This is a genomic window from Calothrix sp. PCC 7507 (assembly GCF_000316575.1).
In the GTDB taxonomy this organism is placed as follows: Bacteria; Cyanobacteriota; Cyanobacteriia; order Cyanobacteriales; family Nostocaceae; genus Fortiea.
In genome coordinates, this window is record NC_019682.1 from 1,418,136 (window position 1) to 1,441,658 (window position 23,523).

The 23,523-nt window shown below is 42.6% G+C and carries 19 protein-coding genes and 1 tRNA gene; 9 read left to right on the forward strand and 11 right to left on the reverse strand.

Features of this window, described 5'->3' with window-relative positions:
• Positions 1-29 precede the first annotated feature (29 nt).
• From CAL7507_RS06270 to CAL7507_RS06295, 6 genes are all read right to left on the reverse strand, one after another.
• The gene (locus CAL7507_RS06270) at positions 30-2,120 is read right to left on the reverse strand and encodes an S-layer homology domain-containing protein (protein ID WP_015127607.1); all 2,091 of its coding nucleotides are present in this window, start codon (positions 2,118-2,120) and stop codon (positions 30-32) included.
• A 167-nt stretch (positions 2,121-2,287) separates the two neighbouring features.
• Complete coding sequence (locus CAL7507_RS06275) at positions 2,288-2,716, reverse strand: GNAT family N-acetyltransferase (protein WP_015127608.1); 429 nt, start codon at positions 2,714-2,716, stop codon at positions 2,288-2,290.
• 301 nt (positions 2,717-3,017) lie between these two features.
• Positions 3,018-3,911: a LysR family transcriptional regulator gene (locus CAL7507_RS06280; RefSeq protein WP_015127609.1), complete on the reverse strand. Its 894-nt coding sequence runs from the start codon at positions 3,909-3,911 to the stop codon at positions 3,018-3,020.
• A 695-nt stretch (positions 3,912-4,606) separates the two neighbouring features.
• On the reverse strand, positions 4,607-5,116 hold the full coding sequence (locus tag CAL7507_RS06285) for a GNAT family N-acetyltransferase (RefSeq protein ID WP_015127611.1): 510 nt from the start codon (positions 5,114-5,116) through the stop codon (positions 4,607-4,609).
• A 21-nt stretch (positions 5,117-5,137) separates the two neighbouring features.
• Positions 5,138-5,692, reverse strand: a complete 555-nt coding sequence (locus tag CAL7507_RS06290) for a pyridoxamine 5'-phosphate oxidase family protein (RefSeq protein WP_015127612.1) — start codon at positions 5,690-5,692, stop codon at positions 5,138-5,140.
• Positions 5,693-5,900: 208 nt separating this feature from the next.
• Positions 5,901-6,587, reverse strand: a complete 687-nt coding sequence (locus CAL7507_RS06295) for a pyridoxamine 5'-phosphate oxidase family protein (RefSeq protein ID WP_015127613.1) — start codon at positions 6,585-6,587, stop codon at positions 5,901-5,903.
• Positions 6,588-6,682: 95 nt separating this feature from the next.
• Here CAL7507_RS06295 and CAL7507_RS06300 point away from each other — a divergent pair, with 95 nt between their 5' ends.
• Positions 6,683-8,206 carry a PLP-dependent aminotransferase family protein gene (locus tag CAL7507_RS06300; RefSeq protein WP_015127614.1) on the forward strand — a complete coding sequence of 508 codons (1,524 nt, stop codon included), beginning with the start codon at positions 6,683-6,685 and terminating at the stop codon, positions 8,204-8,206.
• A 221-nt stretch (positions 8,207-8,427) separates the two neighbouring features.
• Here CAL7507_RS06300 and CAL7507_RS06305 read toward each other — a convergent pair whose 3' ends face one another.
• The 3 genes from CAL7507_RS06305 to CAL7507_RS06315 all read right to left on the reverse strand — a co-directional run bounded on the left by CAL7507_RS06305 (position 8,428) and on the right by CAL7507_RS06315 (position 10,315).
• Entirely contained in the window at positions 8,428-8,760 is a 333-nt protein-coding gene (locus tag CAL7507_RS06305; RefSeq protein ID WP_015127615.1) for a hypothetical protein, read from the reverse strand.
• A gap of 42 nt (positions 8,761-8,802) precedes the next feature.
• A complete protein-coding gene (locus CAL7507_RS06310) occupies positions 8,803-9,693 on the reverse strand; it encodes an IS110 family transposase (protein ID WP_015127616.1) in 891 nt (296 codons plus the stop codon).
• A gap of 418 nt (positions 9,694-10,111) precedes the next feature.
• Entirely contained in the window at positions 10,112-10,315 is a 204-nt protein-coding gene (locus CAL7507_RS06315) for a hypothetical protein (protein ID WP_015127617.1), read from the reverse strand.
• 136 nt (positions 10,316-10,451) lie between these two features.
• Here CAL7507_RS06315 and CAL7507_RS06320 point away from each other — a divergent pair, with 136 nt between their 5' ends.
• The 3 genes from CAL7507_RS06320 to CAL7507_RS06330 all read left to right on the forward strand — a co-directional run bounded on the left by CAL7507_RS06320 (position 10,452) and on the right by CAL7507_RS06330 (position 16,843).
• Complete coding sequence (locus CAL7507_RS06320; RefSeq protein ID WP_015127619.1) at positions 10,452-12,584, forward strand: AAA-like domain-containing protein; 2,133 nt, start codon at positions 10,452-10,454, stop codon at positions 12,582-12,584.
• A gap of 519 nt (positions 12,585-13,103) precedes the next feature.
• The gene (locus CAL7507_RS06325) at positions 13,104-16,451 is read left to right on the forward strand and encodes an AAA-like domain-containing protein (RefSeq protein ID WP_042341887.1); all 3,348 of its coding nucleotides are present in this window, start codon (positions 13,104-13,106) and stop codon (positions 16,449-16,451) included.
• Positions 16,452-16,489: 38 nt separating this feature from the next.
• Positions 16,490-16,843: a hypothetical protein gene (locus CAL7507_RS06330; RefSeq protein WP_160166315.1), complete on the forward strand. Its 354-nt coding sequence runs from the start codon at positions 16,490-16,492 to the stop codon at positions 16,841-16,843.
• Positions 16,844-16,892: 49 nt separating this feature from the next.
• On the opposite strand, the gene CAL7507_RS06335 is transcribed toward CAL7507_RS06330, so the two are convergent.
• Positions 16,893-16,965: transfer RNA gene (locus CAL7507_RS06335), tRNA-Ala, on the reverse strand.
• 131 nt (positions 16,966-17,096) lie between these two features.
• Here CAL7507_RS06335 and xerC point away from each other — a divergent pair.
• From xerC to CAL7507_RS06360, 5 genes are all read left to right on the forward strand, one after another.
• Entirely contained in the window at positions 17,097-18,182 is a 1,086-nt protein-coding gene (gene xerC, locus CAL7507_RS06340; protein ID WP_015127623.1) for a tyrosine recombinase XerC, read from the forward strand.
• Between the two features lie 44 nt (positions 18,183-18,226).
• A complete protein-coding gene (locus CAL7507_RS30090) occupies positions 18,227-18,787 on the forward strand; it encodes a recombinase family protein (RefSeq protein ID WP_015127624.1) in 561 nt (186 codons plus the stop codon).
• A gap of 563 nt (positions 18,788-19,350) precedes the next feature.
• On the forward strand, positions 19,351-19,512 hold the full coding sequence (locus CAL7507_RS32245; protein ID WP_160166316.1) for a hypothetical protein: 162 nt from the start codon (positions 19,351-19,353) through the stop codon (positions 19,510-19,512).
• A gap of 141 nt (positions 19,513-19,653) precedes the next feature.
• A complete protein-coding gene (locus CAL7507_RS31545) occupies positions 19,654-19,974 on the forward strand; it encodes a hypothetical protein (protein WP_144051196.1) in 321 nt (106 codons plus the stop codon).
• A 104-nt stretch (positions 19,975-20,078) separates the two neighbouring features.
• A complete protein-coding gene (locus CAL7507_RS06360; RefSeq protein WP_015127627.1) occupies positions 20,079-22,256 on the forward strand; it encodes a hypothetical protein in 2,178 nt (725 codons plus the stop codon).
• Positions 22,257-22,382: 126 nt separating this feature from the next.
• On the opposite strand, the gene CAL7507_RS06365 is transcribed toward CAL7507_RS06360, so the two are convergent.
• Positions 22,383-23,330: a hypothetical protein gene (locus tag CAL7507_RS06365; RefSeq protein ID WP_015127628.1), complete on the reverse strand. Its 948-nt coding sequence runs from the start codon at positions 23,328-23,330 to the stop codon at positions 22,383-22,385.
• Positions 23,331-23,523: the final 193 nt, after the last annotated feature.

A 23,523-nucleotide genomic window follows, 5' to 3' on the forward strand; every position in this document is an offset into this window, starting at 1 on the left:
TGGAAAGTAGTGTTTTTGATTCTACTTGATCAATTGATTGTCGGCAAAACAATATAGGGTGAATTAATCGCGGGTGTGCGGTTGATAGCAACTAAGGCTTGATAAACCATTGCTGCTACTTCGGCTCGTGTCGCCTCTCGAACTGGTGAAAGTTGCTGGGGATCTGGATAACTGACAACAATTTTTTGTTGTGTAGCCGTGACGATCGCTTTTTTGGCATATTCGGGAATGGTATTGCGATCGCTGTAGGTGAGTAAGCGATCGCTATCAGCTGCTGGTAGAGCCAGCCCATTCACTAAGGAGACAAGTACCTGTAGTCTTTGCACGTTTTGATCTGGGCGGAAAGTACCATCACTAAATCCGCTGACGAAGCCGCCATTAGCCGCGATTTGGATCGCCTTAGCTGCCCAAAAATCCTTGGCGACATCGGTAAATTCAGGTGCTGGGCGTTTGGGAGTGGGGTTTAAAGCTACTGATACTAAAGCTGCATACTGGGCGCGAGTCATGGGTTTGTCTGGCTGGTAGCTACCATCAGCAAAACCACTAGTTAAACCCATACTGATTAATGCCCGAATAAATAATTCTGCCCAGTGTCCCTTTAAGTCGTTGAAGGAGGGGAGATCAGTATCAGGACTAACAATGTAGGGTGAGGCGATCGCTTTTTCTTTACCACTGGCTATTAATGCCTGATAAATCAATGCTGCTACCTCAGCGCGAGTGATATCCCGCATTGGTTCTAGTTGTTCGCTGTCGGGGTAGTTGACAACCAGCAATTTTTGGGTAGCAATAGCCACAGCATTGGTAGCATAACTAGGAATTTGGGCGCGATCGCTATATACAGTTAACACATTCGGATTTCCTCCAGTCAAATTTAAGCCGTTAACAATAGATACAATTGCCTGAATTTTGGTTAAATTTTGTCCTGGGCGAAATGTCCCATCAGGAAAACCACTGATAAAACCCATACTGGCAGCACTCAAGATGGCTGAATTCGCCCAAAAGTCTGATTTAACATCAGTAAAATTACTGGTTTGTCTCTTCACTGGCAACTGAAAAGTTTTGGCAATTATAGCAGCGTACTGGGCGCGAGTAATGGGGGCTTCTGGCCCAAATTTGCCATCAGGAAAACCGCTAATCAAACCTTTGCTCACCAAGGCTTCCACAAAAGCCACCGCCCAATGTCCACCAAGGTCAGGGAAACTAGTACTAACTGATATCCGACTGGGAGTATCTGCTGTAGCCGCCAGAAAATCTACTGCACCCCTAACCAGAGTAGGATTCAATTGATTGCCAATGGAAACTAGCTGTTGTGATGTAACATTTTGTAAATCAAATTGATTATTATCACGAAAAATGTTGTCAGCAGGGTCTTGGATGCTACCGAGGTCAGGAATGGCATTACCATTGACCAATAAACCACCTTCGGTGTTTTTGGTAATGAGATTTTGGCGCAGCACAGGCCGTGCGTCTCGTGAAAGAGCGATCGCTGTTTTGTTTGATGATAGTGTGTTATTGGCGACTAGGGGCGCAGCAAAATCGCTGATAGCGATACCCAAAGCATTTTTTTGAAAAGTATTCCGCAATACTTCCCCTTTGCTATTACGTGCCATTACTAACCCACCGGCAGCATTTTGTACAAACACATTATCTAAAATCGCTGGTTTAGCAGAGCCTGTCGTAAATATACCTTCTCTAGCACAGTTAATAAAAGTATTGTTACTCAAAGTCGGTGCTGTCGATTCAATCCAAACACCAGTACCTTTTGCTGTTGTATTTGTGACAGTTATCCCTCTGAGGCTGGCATCACCAAGCAATAACAGTGTGATGTTTTGTTCGCCAAAGCTGGGACTTTGATATGTGCCACTCCCTAAAATTACAATGCCAGCACCTTTACTGGCTTCGTTACCCACGACAATAACTCCCGCAGGGATTACCAAAGGAAACACCTCACTACTAGGGGGATGATAAGTCCCAACTCCCAACTGAATAATCGTGGATTTTGTGGATGTTTTTAAGGCACGGGTGAGGCTTTTAAAGGGACTCAACCGTGAACCAGTATTGGTATCGTTCCCTGTCACAGGGTTGACATAAATTGTGGTAACGAGGGTAGAGTTCACCATTGACTGTTGACTGGGGATTGGGGACTGGGAGAATAACCTCTTGACTCTTGAGGATAGACTCGCTAAGGTGTTATTTCTTCGGCTAGCGATCGCCAAAATTTGCTAACTCTCATTCAAAGTACCATCTTTGTGTATAAATAGGTACACATTTAGAGTTGATAATCGTTTTAAACTTCCCCAGATAATTTTTTACCACGATACATCAACTGAAGTTCGCCCACTTTAGTTGTAAAGTCCCAGCGTTCATAGAACGGGATCATCTCTGGCAAACAATAAAGAGCAAGTTGTTCAACTGCACTTAACTGAGGATGATTGATCACTACGTCCAATAATTTAGCACCAAGCCCTATTTTTCTGTGGGTAGGCTTGATAATGACATCATAAATGGTGGCCCTATACACAAAGTCTGTGAGGACACGAGTAAAACCGATCAATTGTTCACTCTCATCAACCAAACCAATAGTTATATCTGATGCAGCAAGCATCTTCACAACATCCTGATATTGTCGTTTTTGGCTCCAAAATTCGTTTTTGTATAAATCCACTAATTCTGAAATTTGATTTTCAGTAAGTTGGGTAACAACTCGGTAAGTCATAGACAGTAATTATCTTTTTTGCAGAAAATCATTACAGCAGGAAGTGCTGTAATGAGGTACAGTTTTTTATTCTCAAGCCAGTAGGGGCGGGGTTTTCCCGCCCTCGATTGTATTGCATTCGACCGAGAAGAGGGGTAGATTAGCTTAAACAGCATAAAACCCAACATTCTTGAAATGTTAGGTCTTTCGCCTAGGGAAGAATAAAACCCAATCTACAAAATTTATTGCATATATTTTAAAAATTCTCAAAATATCTCGTCAACAGTTGGGATATTACTCGACCGAAAACGTGATAACTGATTTAAAAAGTAGACTTAGCCAAACTATAAAAATCAAATTTCCTAAGCATCTCCAGAAATGTGAACACCGCCGGAACATGGAGAGCATTAGATAAAACCACAACTCCCATGACTCTCTCTAGTGGTACTGGTAAACTATATACTTGCACTTCTTGGGGAATTGGCACAGCTGCTAGACGGGGAAGAATAGCAGACCTCAATCCCTGATTTACCAGGCTAACAACAGTCGAGTCTTCCTGGATATTACTAGCGGTGTTCATGAAGTGTGCTATTTGCTTGAGATGGTGATGAAGAGGTCGTCCACAGGGTAAGCAAGAAAGTAAAACTGGTGAATATACAGCTATGTCTTCCCAAGTAATTTTTTCACCGCTGATTTTGGCTGTTGGTGGTAGTAAAGCCACATACTCATCCCGCAGAATTTCCCAAACTTCAAATTCATCGCTTGTAGGTAGATAGGTAATGCCAATATCGGCGCGTCCTTCACGTAAGCACTGTTCTACGTCAAGGTAAGCAAAGCATTCTATGATGGTGACAGAAACTTCTGGGAATTGATTGTGAAACTGAGCGATCGCTTTTGGTAATAAATGAGTGGCGACACTACGAAAAGCCGCAACCCTGACATGACCACCATGCAAACCTTTATGCAGATTCGCTTCTTGTTGCATCATCTCTAGATTTCGCAGCGCCTGACGAGCATGATGTAAAATTCGCTCTCCTGCTGGAGTCAGCACAGCACCATGACGACCTCTAACAAAGAGAGATACACCTAATTCTTCTTCTAGGGTAGCGATCGCATGACTAATCGCTGGCTGAGAAAGCTCTAATTCTAAAGCTGCTTCACTAAAGTTACCACGATCTGCTACTGCAACTACAGCTCGAAGTTGGGAGAGTTTCATGAGCAATTGATGAGATTAAAGTTAAACACATCCTTACCTAATTGTGGCGAAAATCTTCCATATAGCAGTTTTAAATCGCAAAGCTTGTAGAGGTGGGGTTTCCCCGCCCTCAATTGTATGTCACTGAGCGCAGCCGAAGTGTTGCATCCAACCGAGAACAGCTATAAGTGTTTTCTCATATCTATAAATAACTTTTATAGAAGCTATACAAGCCATGATTTGATTAATAACTAAGGGGTTGCTACAGTTTAATTCACGGAGCAACTATCAAGAATAATACTATGAGAAACAACATTAGATGTCTGAATCCACAGGAAATAAATAATAGGATCGAGTCACCGAAAGAATGCAGTGTTAATATTCCTTCATCTTTCTGGAATAGATTTTATGGATTCTGGAAAAACTTACTTAATAATCTACTAGCTGATCCTCATGAACTACAAGTTTGGCAAAAGGTTGACCGCCAAGGTAATACTTACTGGCGAGCTTACGATCCTATTACAGGAAAATCATTTGCTTCTGGTTCCGAAGCTGACGTATGTATGTGGATTGAACAACTTTATAGATACTAAAAAAATGGTGCAACTGACCTAAGTATTTGTAGTAGGGTGGGCATTGCCCACCAAAACCATAATCTGATGGGCAGTGGCTCCCCTACATTTAATTTAAATCAAGGTAATTTGTTGATCAACAGCTTAATCAAAATCGATTTTCATATTGAAAGAAGTACCACCAACACGATTAATTTTATCGCTATAATCAACTATTTTCCAACCAAATCGTTGATATAAATGTAAGGCGGGATTTGAGCTTCTGATGCTGAGTGATATTGATGGATAATATGCTTTTGCTACTGCCAACAAATGATGAATTAATTGCGTTCCTATACCTTGATTTCTATATTCTGGTAGAACGGCTATGGCTAGTTCGGGAGTTTGGTCATCAACGTAACCATATCCTTTATTTTCGCTTGTAAGTAACCGCAACCATGCGGCTCCCACTGGCTGATTACTGGTGATTAGGGTAGCAACAAAACCTATATCACTCTCTAATCCCCAGTTTTTCACGTACTTTGCCAAATCAGGATGATTCATCGCATCCTGCAGTGTCAGGTGATCTTCTTCTCCCATGTGCGCCGCTTCATACAGCATTTGCCACAGAAAAGGCTCGTCTTCTTGGGTGAGTGGACTAATTACGTAATTCATAATCAGGTAAATATTCTGGTTTTAAAATGATTGACTCAGCGGAGTTGCTAAACCATCAATGCTGACCATATTTTTTTGCTGACGATATTCTTTAAGTCCTTTTTCACCTTTTTTACTGGCCCAATCAACTAAAATCTTTCGCTGACCTTGATATTCATAAAGTGGTACACCAAAGCCACATGATGTTTGCACTCTTTCGATATCAGCAACAATAATTTGACGCGCTCCCGGAATCGCTGGAAACAATGGGTACAAGGTTTCCCATTCTGGAGAAGTGGGTATAACTGTGTATCCTTTACCGTAGAGACGGAGAATAATCGGTGGTTCTTGAAAGGCGCAAAACATAAAGGTAATTCGCCCATTTTCTTGCAGATGGGCTGAGGTTTCGTTACCACTACCTGTCACATCCAAGTAACCTACGCGGTGGGGAGAGAGGACGCGAAAACCTCCTAATCCCTTAGGGGAAAGGTTAACATGACCTGTGGAACTCAGGGGTGCAGAACCCACAAAGAAAAGGTGTTGGGTCCCAATAAATTCTTGAAGTTCTTCAGTGATAGAGTCAAAAACTTTAGCCATAGATTGTGTAATTTAGTTACAAATTCCCTATCTTCTTAGCCTATTTCTTCTGTGGCAATCTAGCAAGGTTTCAACAGTTATCAGTGATCAGTTATCAGTTGTCAGTTAATTGTACTCTCGCCAGTCGTAAAGCTTGCGGCATAGCAACTCTTAGTGAAGTAGGGTGGGCAATGCCCACCATCTCAGGTTTTGGTGGGCATTGCCCACCCTACAAATACTGTGAAAATCTAGCAAGGTTTGAATGTCTGATGTAGTTGCTAGCATAGGCGGGTATTTCGATTTGGCGTGGTGAACGTGAATCGGTAATAGGCACTGCAGCAGTCAATTTTAAGGGAATTTCTCCCGCCCATACTTGCAGTTCATAATCAGCTGCGTCATCAAGAGGCCCGCCTGTGCGAAGTTTGGCTGAAGCTTCAACTAAAGGTAAAGATAAAACTAGGGTTCCGGCTAACTCATTGCGACTTGGTTGACGCACTTCTGGCCAACGACCCGGTATCACATGTTCTGTAAAAGCTTTCAGTGCAACTAACTTTTGTTCTGCATCTTGTACAAGTGTTGCTGTGCCAAATACTACCACTGAACGATAATTCATTGAGTGGTGAAACGCGGATCGCGCCAATACTAAACCATCGATCAAAGTCACTGTCACGCAGATATCAATGCCTTGGAGAAGCGTTTTTAACATCCGACTAGCAGGTGAGCCGTGAATGTATAGTGTATCATCAACTCTGCCGTAAGCTGTGGGGATCACAACAGGCTGTCCGTCAGCGACAAAACCGACTTGACAAACTAATCCTTCATCCAAAATTTGATAAATGGTATCGCGCTGATAGTCTCCCCGTTGGGGTACGCGCTTGATAGTTGTTCTTTGACTGGGGGCTTCTTGTTGAGTCATGGCTGGAAATTTTTACTCTACACAGCTAGAGTAGTTATGAAAGTGGATTGAAACAAGTACCACTTTTTAACTAAACTACCAGTCCACTTTTAGCTATGGACTTTGTAATTACCATCGACTCGCAAGCAGATATACCACTTTATCGTCAAGTTTATGAGGAATTACGCAAGGCAATATTGTCGGGAAGATTAGCACCAGGACAAAAACTACCTTCGACAAGATATCTTGCTCAATCTCTCAGTATTTCCCGTGCTACAGTTACTCAAGGCTACGAGCAATTACTGAGCGAAGGCTATTTAGAAACAACTACTGGGTCTGGTACGTTTGTTTGTCGCCGTCTCCCTGATGACTTGTTAGACACAGCACCAGTTGAGTCAAAGCCTCAAGTAGCTGGTTCACCAATATCTTTATCAGCTTATGGTGTCAGTTTAACAGAGCGATCGCTATTTCGTCTCCCAGAACCAGAAGCACAAATCAGCTTCAGTTACGGACGACCAGCGTTTGATAAATTGCCTCTAGACCTATGGCGTAAGCTGCTATCTCGCCATTGTCATGCTAATCATGACGTGCTGGATTATACTAATAACTCAATGGGATATCAACCTCTACGGGAGGCGATCGCTGCTTATCTTTCTCGCTCCAGAGCGGTAAAATGTAGTGCGGAGCAAATCATCATGATTGGCGGTTCCCAACAAGGACTTGACTTAATCACCCGCCTCCTCATCAACCGGGGTGACTGGATTGCAGTAGAAGAACCAGGTTATTTAGGGGCGCGACGGACTTTTTTAGCGCAAGGGGCTTGTTTATTTCCTGTGTCTATAGATGAATCAGGACTGTTAGTTAACAACCTGACAACAAACATTAAACTAATCTACGTCACCCCATCCCACCAATTCCCTACAGGCGCATTGCTATCTCTTCCCCGCAGATTAGAACTGCTAGCTTGGGCGCAAAAATCAGGAGCGATGATTATTGAAGATGACTACGATAGCGAATATCGTTATGGTGAGCGTCCCATCCCAGCATTGCAGGGACTAGACCAGGGAAACTCTGTTATTTATGTGGGTACATTTTCTAAAGTATTGTTTCCGGCTTTGCGTTTGGGTTATCTGGTGTTACCTCACAATTTGGTAGATGTATTTACCCGTGCAAAATGGCTAGCAGACCGCCAATCGAGTTTATTAGAACAGTATGCCCTCACAGATTTTATCAATGAAGGACATTTAGAGCGACATATTAGGCGGATGCGATCGCTCTACGACCAACGACGGCAAACCTTAGTACAGTCTTTATTTTCTCATTTTGGTGACAAAGTTAAAATTCTGGGAGAAAATGCCGGAATGCATCTGATGATCAAAATACATACAACCTTGAGTGATGAAGAAATAGTCCAGCGGGCTGCACAGGTTGGTGTGGGAATTAATCCCGCTTATCCATATTATTTAAAGACAAGTCCTGGTAGTGAATTTGTCTTGGGCTACGCTGAACTAAACGAACAGCAGATTCAAGAAGGAGTTCACCGACTAGCTCAGAGTTGTCAAAGAGGCAAGGAAAGTCGCAGCCAAACTAGGCAAGTCTGTGCGGAGGGTACGGCGACTGGTAAAAAAATGTCAGAATGATAAGTAGTTAAACAAAATTAATTACACAATGTCATTGCGAATGCAGCGAAGCGAAATGAAGCAATCGCAAGGGCTGGGATTGCTTCGCTTCGCTCGCAATGACTGTAATTAATTTTGCGTAGTTACTTATTGCTATTGGTTGACGGTTCGACTTCCCTGCGGGACGCTACGCGAACACGGCAATCGAGTGTAGTCGAGATTCACCGTCAACTTTTCGATTCCTACTTACGCCCTGTGAGAGAACAGAGTATCTTCAGAAATTCTTCTGGAATTTCCTCGAAGTGTTCTAGCAGGAAGTCCATCAGGGCAAGATGGCGTAAATCACTGGGCATGGGACTGCGGTAATTGCGACCTTTGGAGAACCAACGCCGGACAGTTGAAAGTGAGCGAGAGCAAATTCGAGCGTAGACGCGAAGCGGCTTGTCGCTAGACATCGCCTCATGATTGACATCCCATTTGGCATAAAAATTCTTGGGTGTCATTCCTAGTTGACAATGGCTATATAGATCAATCAGATTTTGCTCTCGTACCTGTAAAGGACGCGGATTAGTCATAGCGGCGACCCTTCCAGTGGTTCTAAATCCTGTTCCCAACTCTCAAGAAACACATTGCGTTGAGTCAGAAATGGGGGTAAGTTCCAAACCAAAAGCCAAAGCTTTTTTCTTGAGGTTGTTAACTACACGCTCTCGATACCGTTGCTCATAAGTATCAATGCCAGGGTCAATAAATTGATCACCACTCGTCCAAAGGCGATAAAAAATACGTGCTAGCTTGTGAGCAGCAGCAGTAATAGCTTTGGGAGCGCCCATCTTGGCTTGCATACGACGGTAATAAGCGCCTAAAGCAGAGTTACTACGGCAAAGCGTTTGAGCAGCCATCCGAAAAGCGTTGGCAGCACGACTAACAACAGAGCGAGTTTGAGAGTTTTTGGCTTTACCACCAGTCACACGGCTACCAGGACATAAACCTAACCATGAAGTAAAGTGCTTCACAGTTGGGAAACGAGTTGGATCTAGTCCCAACTCAGACAACAATATCAATACAGTCAAAGCACCAAAGCCCTGAATTTGAGTAAAATCAACGCCACTAATACGATACAAATGAGTCCGCAAGTCAAATTGAGGTGCATTCCCTGGTTGTTTTTTACCGCGACGTTTGGGTTTACCTAAAGGCTTTTTTGTTACATCAAGCTTAGAGGCAAAGTCAGCCAAGCATTGTTCAATTTGAGCATCAATGGCGAGAATTTGTGTCTGGTAAAACTCGTAAAGTTGCAACTCCTGTTGCAGGATGAAAATCAGTTCACAGCGATAGTCACCCTTCATTGCGGAAGCAATATCTTCAGCAAAACTACGTACACTCTCATTATCCCTGTCTACAGGAACGCTTACCCAATGTCTATCAGCACCAATATCAATACCTGCGGCATTTGAGTTAATTACAGGTAAGTCTCTTTGAGCGGCGGCAATTGGTTGTTCCTGCTTCTTCATAGGTTTTGACGAGAGCGATTGCGTCATGTTTATGTAAGGATGTACCATGCCTGGGTGAGGCCAATAAATCTAATCTCTCAAACGGGATAGTAACTCTCGTTACTTCACCAATATTTCTGCCAAAATCACCCAGAACCAGGCTCACATTCGGGCGAATACTGCACCATTGATAAGACGGTTTTTGCTGTCATGGTACTAATTTAGTTTAGTATTTATTAGCTTTAAAACGTTGGCTAGTCTGTGTTTCTCCTATATTTTGCTAGTGCGTCGCCGCGCTAGTTAGAGGCTCATATCTTGCACCATTTTCAATTTTGTAGGGTGGGCATCGCCCACCAACGCAAATACAAGGGTTCCAGGCAATGGTGGGCACTGCCCACCCTACAAAAAATGCATTATTGCAACTGGTGCAAGATGTCAGTCAAGCGTCCTGTAGTGATAGAAATTGATTGGCAAAGGTATTTTCATCAACATCGAGCTTTTGGCGTTCTTCCTCTGCTTCGACACATACGTTGGCTATTTCATCTAATTGAACTAAAGTCTCGTGTGCTTCTATTTGGCGATTTTCAAAGACTTGACGAACTTTTTCGGCGCGATCGCATCTCGCCTCCCGCACCAGACCCACTTACACTTCGCTGACAATTTTCACCTCTAAGTTCTCGGTGATACTTTGGAAGAGTTCCAACGCTGCTTCTAAATCCAATGTGCCAGTAAGTCTGCGTAACTCTGCTGTAGTAAACTGCATCTAGAGAGAAATTCTGGTGGAAATACTGGATGACAATGTGAAAAAAATCCTGATTTTATCAGCCAATCCGAACAATACGGCGAGACTGCGCTTGGATAAAGAAGTACGCGAAATTCAGGCGGGGTTAGAACGTGCCAAGATTCGAGAGCAGTTTGAGATCATAACTAAATGGGCTGTGCGTCCTGAAGATTTGCGGCGATCGCTTTTAGATCATCAACCTGAGATTGTCCATTTTTCGGGACATGGGGAAGGGGATAAAGGTTTGGTGTTGGAAGATCAGAACGGACAGTTGCAACTGGTGAGTACAGGATCACTGGGCAGGCTGTTTAAGTTATTTCAGTCCAAGATAGAATGTGTGGTGTTAAACGCCTGCTATAGTGAGGCGCAAGCTGAGGCAATTCACCAACATATTAATCATGTGGTGGGAATGAATCAAGCGGTAGGAGATAGGGCGGCAATTGAATTTGCTGTGGGGTTTTATGATGCTCTAGGGGCAGGTAGAACATACGATGATGCTTACGAGTTTGGGCGTATTGCCATTGATTTAGAGAATATCCCTGAATATGCTACCCCAGTCCTCAAAAGCCGCAAGCCCCCAGTTGCACAACCAGAAATCTTCCCCCCTTCCCCTTGCAAACGCATCTTCATCAGCTACAAGCGTCACGTCACCCCCGATGAGCCGATTGCTTTACAAGTTCAACAGGCGCTAGCTCAACATCACACAGTATTTATCGACCAAATTATCACGGTAGGCACACGCTGGGCTGAACGCATTGAAGCTGAACTTTGTCAAGCAGATTTCTTCATTGTTTTCCTTTCTGAGCATTCTATTCACAGCGAAATGGTAGAGGCGGAAATTGCGACAGCCAGTCGCCTCGCCAAGGAACAAAACGGAAAACCGATGATTCTCCCGGTGCGCCTGGCATATAGAGAGCCGTTTCAGTATCCTTTGAGTGCTTATCTTGATGCAATTAACTGGGCATTCTGGCGAGATGAGGAGGATACACCGCGCTTGATTGCGGAATTGATGCAGGCGATTTCTGGGGGTGAATTGGCGATCGCACAGGCGAATCAAGCTGATTTACTCCAGCCACGGGAAGCATCAACTTTACCTCAGCCATTTCCTTCCGCACAGCCGATATCTCTGGAAATGCCCGAAGGGACAATGGATGGCGAGTCTCAGTTTTATGTGGAACGCGATCGCGATGTTTTGGCTTTAAATGCCATTCAGCGTCAAGGTGTGACAATCACCATTAAAGGCCCCCGACAAATGGGCAAGAGTTCCTTATTAATTCGCACCTGTAACGCGGCGGTGAAAGCAGGTAAGCGCATAGCTTTCTTGGATTTTCAATTATTTGATCAAACAGCCTTAACCAATGCTGACTTATTCTTTCGGCAATTCTGCTCTTGGCTAACTGATGAAATAGAAATGGCGGATAGAGTTGATGAATATTGGAATTTGCCCTTGGGTAATAGTCAGCGTTGCACCCGCTATATTGGGCGTTATTTGTTGAAAGAATTTGGTCAGCCCTTGGTGTTAGCAATGGATGAAGTTGAGAGGGCTTTTGATACCGAATTCCGTTCTGATTTCTTTGGAATGCTTCGCAGTTGGCACAACAACCGCGCCACCACCGCGATTTGGAAGCAACTGGATTTAGCGCTGGTGACTTCTACTGAACCCTACCAATTAATTGATAATCTCAACCAATCGCCGTTTAATGTGGGCGAGGTGATTGACTTAGAAGATTTTACCGCCGCACAGGTTACAGACCTCAATCGCCGTCACGGTTCACCGCTTAATTCTAGTGAAGCACAGCAGTTAATGGCGTTGCTGAATGGGCATCCTTATTTAGTCAGGTTGGCGCTTTATTTAATAGCTAGTCAGCGCTTCACCACTGCGGAATTATTTGCCAAAGCCACGGACGATAATGGCCCCTTTGGTAATCATGTGCGTAATCATTTGTTTCGGCTGCATAGTAAAGCGGAATTAGTGCCAAGTATGCTTCAGGTAATTCGCCATAATAGCTGCGATGATGAGCGCGTATTTTTTAGGTTGCGGGGTGCGGGTTTGGTGCGACGGGAGGGGAGAACGGTGATCCCGCGTTGTCAACTTTACGCCGATTATTTCCGGGAGAATCTTCGTGGATAAACGGCAAGCTTTGGTAGGGTGCGTTATCACGAAGTGTAACGCACCGAAAATCTCGGACGGTGCGTTAGCCTACGGCGTAACACACCCTACGACTTGCAATGACGAACACCTGTCATTGTCATTGCGAATGAAGCGCAGCGGAATGAAGCAATCGCAAGATGGTTGGGATTGCTTCTCTTCACTTCGTTCCGCTCGCAATGACAATTCGCGGGATGTGGAGAATAATTATGTCCAAGCCAAAGTTAAACACTTGTCATTGCGAATGAAGCGCAGCGGAATGAAGCAATCGCAAGATGGTTGGGATTGCTTCCCTCCACTTCGTTCCGCTCGCAATGACAGATCGAGACATGGGGGGAATGATTATGTCCAACCCACATAAACAATTGTCATTGCGAATGAAGCGCAGCGAAATGAAGCAATCGCAAGATGGTTGGGATTGCTTCTTTCCACTTCGTTGCGTACCCTGCGGGAAGGCGTTCCGCCAACGCAATGACAGATCGAGAAATGGGGGGAATAATCATGTCTAACCCAACCATTTACACAGTCGGTGGGACGGTGCAGGCTGGTGGTGGGATTTATATTCCCCGCCAAGCTGATGAAGAATTATTGAAGTTATGCAGGGACGCGACTTTCGCTTATGTCCTCACGCCGCGACAGATGGGTAAGTCGAGTTTGATGGTACGCACGGCGCAAACATTGGCAGCAGAAGGGATACGGGCGGTAATAGTTGACCTTCAGGAATTGGGGGCGCAGGTTACAGCCGAACAGTGGTATTTTGGCTTTTTGGTGAAGCTGGATGACCAACTCATGTTTGAGACTGATGTGGTGAGTTGGTGGCGAGAACATGAATATTTGGGAGTTTCGCAACGGCTGACGCTGTTTTTTGAGAAGGTGTTACTGGCTGAGGTAGAGGAAAAAGTGGTGATTTTTGTGGATGAAATTGATTCCACCCTCAGCTTAGATTTCACCGATGATTTTTATACGGCGATTCGTTATCTCTACGTTGCCCGTGCGACTAATCCTGAGTTTCAGCGTCTTTCTTTGGTGTTGATGGGGGTGGCAACGCCCGGTGATTTAATCCGTGATGCCAAGCGCACACCATTTAATATTGGACAACGGGTGGATTTGACAGATTTTACCTTTGAGGAAGCCTTACCACTGACAGAGGGATTGGGGTTGGCTACTGAGGAGGCACAGCAAGTACTGCGGTGGGTGCTGAAATGGACGGAGGGACATCCCTATTTAACACAGCGATTGTGTGGGGCATTGGTGAAGGAGGGGAATGGGAATGGGAAAGCCTTCGTTGACCGCGTAGTTCAGAATATTTTCTTCGGCGCAATGAGTGAGCAAGATAATAACTTGCAGTTTGTGCAGGATATGTTGACGAAACGCGCACCTGACCCAGAGGTTTTGACTAAATACCGTGAGATTCGTTTAGGTAAGCGTCCAGTTGTGGATGAGGAACAGTCAATAGTTAAATCTCACCTGAAGTTGTCGGGGGTGGTGCGGCGAGAGCAGAATGTTTTAAAGGTCAGAAATCAAATTTATCGGCAAGTATTTGACCGCAAGTGGTTGAATGAACATTTGCCTTTTAACTTGCGGGATAGGTGGGAGCAGCTGAAACCTGCGCTGCCTTATGTGGTGGGACTGTTAATATTTTCGGGTTTAATGACGGGAGCGGCTTTGTATGTGAATGAGCAGCGTTTAATTGCTCAAAATGCCCGCACAGAAGCAGAAAAACGCCGTGTTAATGCTGAAATTCTTACCGAGAGTCTCAAATCACAAAACCTGCTGGCATCAAATTTAGAGTTTGATGCTTTAATACCAGGCTTGAAGGTAGGCAAGCGGCTCAAAAAACCAGATACAAATGTAGAAGCAGATACCCGCCTTTTGGCGGTAGTTACTCTCCAACAGGCAGTTTATGGGGTTAAGGAACGTAACCGACTAGAAAGTCATAGCAATTCGGTCAGGGGTGTGGCATTCAGCCCCGATGGCAAAACCATTGCCTCTGCCAGTGAAGACCAGACGGTGAAGTTGTGGAATCTTCAGGGGCAGGAACTGCAAACTCTCCAAGGTCATAGCAATTCGGTCTATAGCGTGGCATTCAGCCCCGATGGCAAAACCATTGCCACCGCCAGTGATGACAACACAGTGAAGTTGTGGAATCTGGATGGGCAGGTCTTGCAAACTCTTCAAGGTCATAGCAGATCGGTCTATAGCGTGGCATTCAGCCCCGATGGCAAAACCATTGCCACCGCCAGTGATGACAACACAGTGAAGTTGTGGAATCTGGATGGGCAGGTCTTGCAAACTCTTCAAGGTCATAGCAGATCGGTCTATAGCGTGGCATTCAGCCCCGATGGCAAAACCATTGCCTCTGCCAGTGGTGACAACACGGTGAAGTTGTGGAATCTCCAGGGGCAGGAGTTGCAAACTCTCAAAGGTCATAGCAATTCGGTCTATAGCGTGGCATTCAGCCCCGACAGCAAAACCATTGCCTCTGCCAGTGAAGACAAGACGGTGAAGTTGTGGAATCTGGATGGGCAGGTCTTGCAAACTCTTCAAGGTCATAGCAGTGCGGTCTGGAGCGTGGCATTCAGCCCCGACAGCAAAACCATTGCCACCGCTAGTTTTGATAACACAGTGAAGTTGTGGAATCTCCAGGGGCAGGAGTTGCAAACTCTCAAAGGTCATAGCAGTTCAGTATATAGCGTGGCATTCAGCCCCGACGGCAAAACCATTGCCTCTGCTAGTCTTGACAAGACAGTGAAGTTGTGGAATCTTGCTGGGCAGGTCTTGCAAACCCTCAAAGGTCATAGCAGTTCAGTATATAGCGTGGCATTCAGCCCCGACGGCAAAACCATTGCCTCTGCTAGTCTTGACAAGACAGTGAAATTGTGGAATCTGGATGGGCAGGTCTTGCAAACTCTTCAAGGTCATAGCAGTTCGGTCTGGGGCGTGGCATTCAGCCCCGACGGCAAAACCATTGCCTCTGCTAGTCTTGACAAGACAGTGAAATTGTGGAATCTGGATGGGCAGGAGTTGCAAACTCTTCAAGGTCATAGCAGTGCGGTCTGGGGCGTGGCATTCAGCCCCGACGGCAAAACCATTGCCACCGCCAGTTTTGACAACACAGTGAAATTGTGGAATCTGGATGGGCAGGTCTTGCAAACTCTTCAAGGTCATAGCAATTCGGTCTATAGCGTGGCATTCAGCCCCGACAGCAAAACCATTGCCACCGCCAGTGATGACAACACAGTGAAGTTGTGGAATCTGGATGGGCAGGTCTTGCAAACTCTTCAAGGTCATAGCAGTTCGGTCAGGGGCGTGGCATTCAGCCCCGACGGCAAAACCATTGCCACCGCCAGTTTTGACAACACAGTGAAATTGTGGAATCTGGATGGGCAGGTCTTGCAAACCCTTAAAGGTCATAGCAGTGAAGTCAATAGCGTGGCATTCAGCCCCGACGGTAAAACTATTGCCTCAGCAAGTTCTGACAACACGGTGAAGTTGTGGAATCTCCAGGGGCAGGTGTTGCAAACCCTTAAAGGTCATAGCAGTGAAGTCAATAGCGTGGCATTCAGCCCCGACGGTAAAACTATTGCCTCAGCAAGTTCTGACAACACGGTGAAGTTGTGGAATCTCCAGGGGCAGGTGTTGCAAACCCTTAAAGGTCATAGCAGTGAAGTCAATAGCGTGGCATTCAGCCCCGACGGTAAAACTATTGCCTCAGCAAGTTCTGACAACACGGTGATGTTGTGGAATCTGAATTTGGATGACTTAATGGTGAAGGGTTGCGCTTGGGCGCGGGATTATTTGCAGAATAACCCCAATGGTAAGGGGGAGAGGGGGGTGTGTGAGAGGTGAGGGGGGCAGGGGGCAGGGGGCAGGGAGCAGGGGGAAGGGTGAGTAACAAAAATTTTGCTGTTCATAACGAATGTCGTCGTGTTGGTTATGAACGGGAGCGTTTTCATGACGAACGTCGTGATGTTGTTTACGAACGTCGTGATGTTGGTTATGAACGTCGTCATGTTGGTTATGAACGTCGTCATGTTGGTTATGAACGTCGTGATGTTGGTTATGAACGTCGTCATGTTGGTTATGAACGTCGTCATGTTGGTTATGAACGTCGTCATGTTGGTTATGAACGTCGTCATGTTGGTTATGAACGTCGTCATGTTGGTTATGAACGTCGTCATGTTGGTTATGAACGTCGTCATGTTGGTTATGAATGCGATCGCTTTCATAAGTCAAAGTGACAAATAATTTGGACACGCGGACAAATAATTTGGCAATCGACAGATGGAATGGAGAATAGGAGACTCGAACCCCTGACCTCTGCGGTGCGATCGCAGCACTCTACCAACTGAGCTAATTCCCCTTAAACAGCCAAGCAAAATCTCACTTATTCGCTCAACACCCCTTGCACATCATATTCTAACATCAGATATCATAGGCTGACCTAACCCCTAAATGTCCTAGTGATGCTCTTTTTAGGACAGTTTTAGGACAATGAGAGCAATCGCACCAACTAATAACAACGGCTCTATCCAGCTAAAATTATCCTGGGGCGGGAAGAGGTACAGCTTCAATCCAGTACCTGGGGGGCACTATACAGATAAAAGGGATTTGTTAACAGCACAGGCGATCGCTACAAAAATACAGAATGACATCCTAGCTAATAACTTTGACCCCACGTTAGATCGTTACAGGCTATCCCCTAAACTAAACAAGTCTAAACCAGTTACTTTAATTGAAATTTGGGATTTATGGGTTGAGTCCTTAGAACTGCCAGCACACACTAAGGCTGACCACTACCACTGGGTACGTCAAATGATACTCAAAGCCAAGTTGGAGTTGACATCCACTACATGGTTGACCACTACTAAACTAGCTCCTAGAACTTACAACGAACGCTTAGGTATGTTAAAGGCTTGTTTTGATTGGGCGGTTAGTCAAAGCTATGTAGAAAGTAATCCTTATATTGCACTTAAGTCACGGAAGGGCGGTAAAGCAAAGGTTGTACCATTCACCCTATGCGAAGCCAAAAGTATATTCGATGGCTTCCGGGAACACTACCCCCATTACCTGCCATTCGTATTGTTTCTAATGACTACAGGTACTCGCACTGCAGAGGCAATTGGTCTTAGATGGAAGCACATCGACTTAGCAACTGGCACGGTGACAATATCTGAGTCAATGCCAAGAGACTTATTAGGTAATGGATACACGCGGATAAGAAAGGATACAAAGACTGGTAATACAAGGTGCTTTGTTGTACCAAAGGAACTTTTAGAAGTAATAATCAACATGCAACCGTCCCCCTGCGGCCAGGAAGATTTAGTGTTTTTAAGCCCCAAAGGTTGCATCATAGATGCTGACAACTTCCGGGAAAGGCAATGGAAACGAGTACTAGAAAAGCAGGGTATTCCCTATAGGAAGCCTTATACCGCTAGGCATACGATGATAAGCCACGCCATAGAAAAGGGTGTTCCTATAACTGGGTTAGCTTACCTGGTTGGGCATAAAGACACCAGCATGATAATTAAGACCTACGGACACATGGTTAACAAACCAGAACTGCCTACACTTTTTTAATCACTATATTTAACAAACTTTTCCATCACGTTGGAGCATTTTTTATGGTTGGCGTATCCAAAGGTATTGTGAAAGTTGAGTCTTTTAGAGGCAAGTTAAGACTAAGGTTGCCATCTACTATTGCAAAAGATTCAAAAAGATATATATCCACAGGTTTGGATGACACAAGAGTGAACCTACAGAAAGCACAAATTATGGCATGGCAGATAGAGGATGATGCTAAAAATGGCACATTTGATTTTAACAAATTTAAATTAAATAATTTAACAAATCCAAATAACCAAATTAAAAAAGTAGTTCTTTACGCTAGAGTCGGCACTCGTAGACAACTAAATGCACTTGCGTCACAAATAGCTTACCTTTTAGAGAAGTACCCAGGTTCTGAAGTTGTTAAAGATGTTGCTAAAGGAATAAATTGGAAGCGTAAAAACTTTATTAAATTAATGGAACGTGTTAACAACAAAGAAATAACCACAATTGTAGTAACTGACAAAGATAGATTATGCGATTCTGGTTTTGAGTTTGTTAAATGGTTTTGCAATCTTAATAACTGTCAAATAGTAGTTCTTAACAACAAAGAATTGTCCCCGCCTGTAATTGAATAACCGCTTCGTCTTTTAGGGTATTTAAAACGCTACACCCCATACAAGACAATGGGTTGGCGCTGCGCCTTTAATTTAATAAACTAAAACAAATCACTATCGCTAAACCCTTATCCAGTAATGGTTATACTTGTTTCAAGTTATTTAATCGCTATCGTTAACTTTTTGCTTAGAGGAAAAGGGTTTCAATGGCATCCCTAAAACTAACTTTAATAAACCAATCGGTCGGTTTGTTAAAATAATTTGTTGTACTTTGTTAAATCTGCTGGTGTGGGTTTTTCAATACTTTAACAAATAGCTTAAAAAAACCCAGGAAACTAACTTTGTTAAACAGACTGATTGCATAAAAACTCAAGCGAATATTAACTTTGTTAAATCACTTTGTTAAACCTCCCCCTCGCGCAAGTTTTTTTAAATTTCTTATTTATTAAATAAACAAACCCAACTTTGTTAAACCTAATTTTGTTAAACCTCACCTTGGTCACGCAATGAGAGAACATCCGCTCCCTCGCGCAAGTTTCTTATTTAATTTCTTATTTATTAAATTATTTATAAATTTTCTGGTTGTGTTGGTTGTTTTGGGTTTGTTTGTTTTGGTTGTCTGTCGGTCTGGTTGTTTGTTTGTTTGGGTGTGGGTTTGTGTGGGTTGGTTGGGTGTGGGTGTGGTTTTGTTGTGGCTGTTGTGGTTTGTGTGTGGTGTGGTGGTTAAGTATTGTTCTGATGAGTAGAAGCTACACTCCATATCCAGTAAGGACTAGAGGCATTTATCTGTTTTAGTTAGGGAAATATCACCTTAAATCAAAATAAAAATAGAAAAAGAAACAGTTGAAACTGAATCAGTTTATGCCCTTGCTTTGTTAGTTCTGGTTGTGACTAATTTAAAAAAAATATTACCTATTTGTAATTTATGTACTTCAAAATGTAATTCGATAATTTATAATTGTTATATAGTTTCAAAACTAGTGCTGAGTTTCTTAATAAAGGATAAAAAAATGGGGAGAATTAAAAGCGTATTTGGAGTAACACAAAATTATTTAGCCTTGATATTAGAAATCAACCCAGTATCAATATCAAAATGGTTGGATGGCAAGGCAAGACCAAGACTATATCTGCACCAAGTAGAGGCATTAATGGAAGTTACAAAAAAGACTCTACCGGAGCTAAGAGAAATACTTGACCCAGAGCATTAATTATCTGGGTACATATTAATAACTTTTTATTTGTAATGTTGAATAGATAAAAAAAGTGCCCGGTTGTCAGCCGGGCTAATTTAAAAAGTCTAAAGGATATAATAATGTCTAATTCAAGAGTCCCACAAGGGGGCAAATCAGATTCAGTCGTAGTGTTAAACCAGGATTCCTCTTGTTTATATGGACATTGTAACCCTATAAATATTATACCAGGTAATCAAGAAGAGAGTAGAAGCAAAGTTAACAAAACTTGGAAGGATTACAGACCTGTAAAATCATATGTTGTCACCCCATCAGTTAGAAACTATTTAGAGAATGAGTTATTAAGTGGGTTTAATAAAGACAGCCGCAGGTTTGTATATCATTTAATAGCCAGAAGTGTTGATATGGTGTTGCGTTTGTTAAATGGCTATATAAATAATTACAGCAAATGGATTGAGAAGAATTTCTCTAAAGCTGAGATTGGAATACTGGAGCTTGCAGAGATTATTGAAATCGACCACAGCTACAGTGTGGAACTGCATAAGAGTAAACAGTATCGAATAAAACCATCAATCTTATATAAAATAGATGAGTTAATATTTCAGGATTTAATAAACTTAAACCATGAACGATATGACTTGATGAAGGGTAAGAGCATTAAAGACGCTCTTGTGTCCATCCTCTATGATGAAAACAATAATTGTCTGCCAGAGATAGTCGTACAGCGTATTAAAGGATATGCCCCTTGCGAGTTTAATTGGAAGGGATGTGTTGATTGGGTTATTAAATTAAGAAACGAAGCAAATTTAATAAAGCAACAACATGGCAGTAACACCAGTAAATTCCAAAGTGCGTATGCGCGTTATCGTAATGACCTTGACAAGTTAAGAAAAATAATTACTGATTGTGGTGCAATTCATTTACATGGCGACACATGGGTGTACATGGCTCCGTATAAGGCTCAGAAGTCTGGCAGGTTAACTCACATTGGTGGTGGGTTTCAGAGTGCTTCAAGAGGTTTTACAGCAGCGGCATTTAAAGACAACCCGAACTACAACAATTATGATATGACTTCAGCCCAGCCAAACTGTATGGCTCAATTGTTAGAGAGTTTGGGGTTGGATGCAAGTTTTATTAAAAATGAAATATTATATTCTAAAAATAAAGAAGCATTGTTTGAGCGCTGCGGAATTAAAAAGCAAACTGGTAAAGATTATTTAATAGCTTTATTAATAGGTTCCCCTATAGTACCCGCCACAATAGAATCAAGAGAACGCTTTGCTGCTGTTTCAAGGCTAATGGATGAATGGAAAAATGCTCAAGAAACAAATAACTTCCACAAATTAATAACTACGTTGGAGGGTGAGACTAAAGAGGTGAAAATTAAAAAAATAAAACCTCCAGCCACTATCTCACTTTTATTAAAAGAATTTAATAACAATGACAAATTAGCTTTTGAAGCATTACAAAAAATTAGTTATGAATTTGCGCCTTTAATAAAAGTCATTGAAGAATATAGACAACTTTTAACAAAACTAATAAAACCAAAAACTGATGATGATAAAGGTTTAACAAAACCAGATTGGTTAACTAAACATAAAGGGATTACCTACATTAAAAATAAATGCGGGATGTTGTTAAAAGTTGATGACTTACACGCTAGTCAATTGATTGGAAAAGTAACAGCCCATTTACTGCAAGGGATGGAAGCTGCTTATATGTCATTTATTATTCAACTTGGTGATAAATATAGTTACAAAGCTGTACAAGACTTTCATGACGGGGCGATTATTAAAGGGGCAGTACCTATAGAAGCAGAATTAGAAGCTTCTAGTTTATCGGGAGTTGAAGGGAAGTTAGAAATTAAACCTTTTGAAGACCCTTTTAACAAATATAATCCAGCAATATTTGATAACTTTATTAAATCTTTTAATATCCATGCCAACTCTGATGAAGAATTAGATACTGATAGTGCGGCGTTATTAACTTTTACTGAAACGACTGCATTTCACCTCGATGAAATCATTTCTAGTACCATAGAATATAAACCTGTTATCAATTCTGATAAACGTGCAACCACGGGGGTTACAGACATTAACAAAGTTGAAAATATTAAAATTAACAAAGCACAGCTTTCAATAATGGAACTCAAGCGCGACGATGCGGAGTTAAATTTCGATTCTGATGAACAACTAGATGCATGGATGGTAGAACTTAGAAAAATTGAAGATGAAGAAGAACAAAAAAAACAGTTTAACAAATTTAAAAAATATGCAATTAAGATGGCATTAGCTAGCTAGCGACGAACACAAATATAAATTTTATTGGTTTAAAAATAATAAATTCGATCGTGACCTAAAAAGACCCATTGTTTTATTAAAAGTACATGGGTCTTTTTTATTAAGCCAGTTACTATTGCGTGAATACTAGTCAATGTCTAAGAAGTCATCACTAACTTCAATTTCTTCCCCCTTTTTTGCAGGGTATAATATAGTGCAATATCTCCATAATTGAACCATTGAGACAGAAGAGTCCAACAACTTATCTCTGTCTCGCTCAGATAAGTTGCTCATGTACTCAATAAAGGACTGAACTAAAGAATCTAACTCTGGTTTATTAACGTCAAGTTGTGCTTTTGAAATCTTAAATAGGATTTCTGTTGCCAGTTGAATAAATGGCTCAGGGGTCTTGGGGTTATCTGTGGTGGCATAATTTTTATTAACCCCGTCCATTGAGATTTTAAAACAAGCCTGACACATTAAAACTGAGTCATAAATTTCTCTATATTTCTCATGATTCATTCCAGCATCTTTAAGCTGATGAACAAACTCATTAGATATATATTTATGATCAAGTACGTGCCCTTTTATTGTAGGTATAAATGTTTTGTTAAAAATATCATAAATACCCCAATCCAGCCCATATATTTGAGTCGCATAGTTCTCTTCCCAAACAGCAACAATTGCTCTATCGGTCGCCCAAAAAGCAGGTTCCCACTTAGGGTATAACTTCTTGAATACATGTTTACATGCCAAAACAATGGAAGTGTAAATATCTACTCGTAGAAAGATGGAATGTACCCACCCTATAGTCTGGGAATACTGTTTACTGGTGGTCTCAAGTATTATGGGCAGTGATTTTTTACGGTCTACCTCACTGTTAGCGTCATCAACGATACCAAGGAAGAAGATACCCTTTAACGAAAGTCTATCTTGTACTTCTTTGTACGAGGGTACGTAGAACTGTTCGCCCCAGTATTTATCACCAGGGGTTAGGTGGTCTTTCCCTGTTGTGTCTATTAACTGCTGCTTAATAAGTTCTACGGAAAGCAGCGGCAGTACTTCGTGATTGATGTCCTCGTTGTTGTCAGACATTTATTTTACCTTCCTTAATTTCGGGCGACTATCATGTAATATATACGTGAGTTATAATCTATACCCGGTAAGAAGATAAAAGAACTTATGCCGCCTCCTCAAGTCACATCCCCTGTTAATAAAGTGGTCAAACCCTTACTGCGTAAATGCCATTGCCTGGTCGGTTATTTTAATAAAAGTCAGTAAATCAAAA

Coding starts and splice junctions, on each gene's coding strand:
- CAL7507_RS06270 (WP_015127607.1), bottom strand. CDS start 2,120: ATGGTGAACTCTACCCTCGTTACCACAATTTATGTCAACCCTGTGACA.
- CAL7507_RS06275 (WP_015127608.1), bottom strand. CDS start 2,716: ATGACTTACCGAGTTGTTACCCAACTTACTGAAAATCAAATTTCAGAA.
- CAL7507_RS06280 (WP_015127609.1), bottom strand. CDS start 3,911: ATGAAACTCTCCCAACTTCGAGCTGTAGTTGCAGTAGCAGATCGTGGT.
- CAL7507_RS06285 (WP_015127611.1), bottom strand. CDS start 5,116: ATGAATTACGTAATTAGTCCACTCACCCAAGAAGACGAGCCTTTTCTG.
- CAL7507_RS06290 (WP_015127612.1), bottom strand. CDS start 5,692: ATGGCTAAAGTTTTTGACTCTATCACTGAAGAACTTCAAGAATTTATT.
- CAL7507_RS06295 (WP_015127613.1), bottom strand. CDS start 6,587: ATGACTCAACAAGAAGCCCCCAGTCAAAGAACAACTATCAAGCGCGTA.
- CAL7507_RS06300 (WP_015127614.1), top strand. CDS start 6,683: ATGGACTTTGTAATTACCATCGACTCGCAAGCAGATATACCACTTTAT.
- CAL7507_RS06305 (WP_015127615.1), bottom strand. CDS start 8,760: ATGACTAATCCGCGTCCTTTACAGGTACGAGAGCAAAATCTGATTGAT.
- CAL7507_RS06310 (WP_015127616.1), bottom strand. CDS start 9,693: ATGAAGAAGCAGGAACAACCAATTGCCGCCGCTCAAAGAGACTTACCT.
- CAL7507_RS06325 (WP_042341887.1), top strand. CDS start 13,104: ATGTCTAACCCAACCATTTACACAGTCGGTGGGACGGTGCAGGCTGGT.
- xerC (WP_015127623.1), top strand. CDS start 17,097: ATGAGAGCAATCGCACCAACTAATAACAACGGCTCTATCCAGCTAAAA.
- CAL7507_RS30090 (WP_015127624.1), top strand. CDS start 18,227: ATGGTTGGCGTATCCAAAGGTATTGTGAAAGTTGAGTCTTTTAGAGGC.
- CAL7507_RS06360 (WP_015127627.1), top strand. CDS start 20,079: ATGTCTAATTCAAGAGTCCCACAAGGGGGCAAATCAGATTCAGTCGTA.
- CAL7507_RS06365 (WP_015127628.1), bottom strand. CDS start 23,330: ATGTCTGACAACAACGAGGACATCAATCACGAAGTACTGCCGCTGCTT.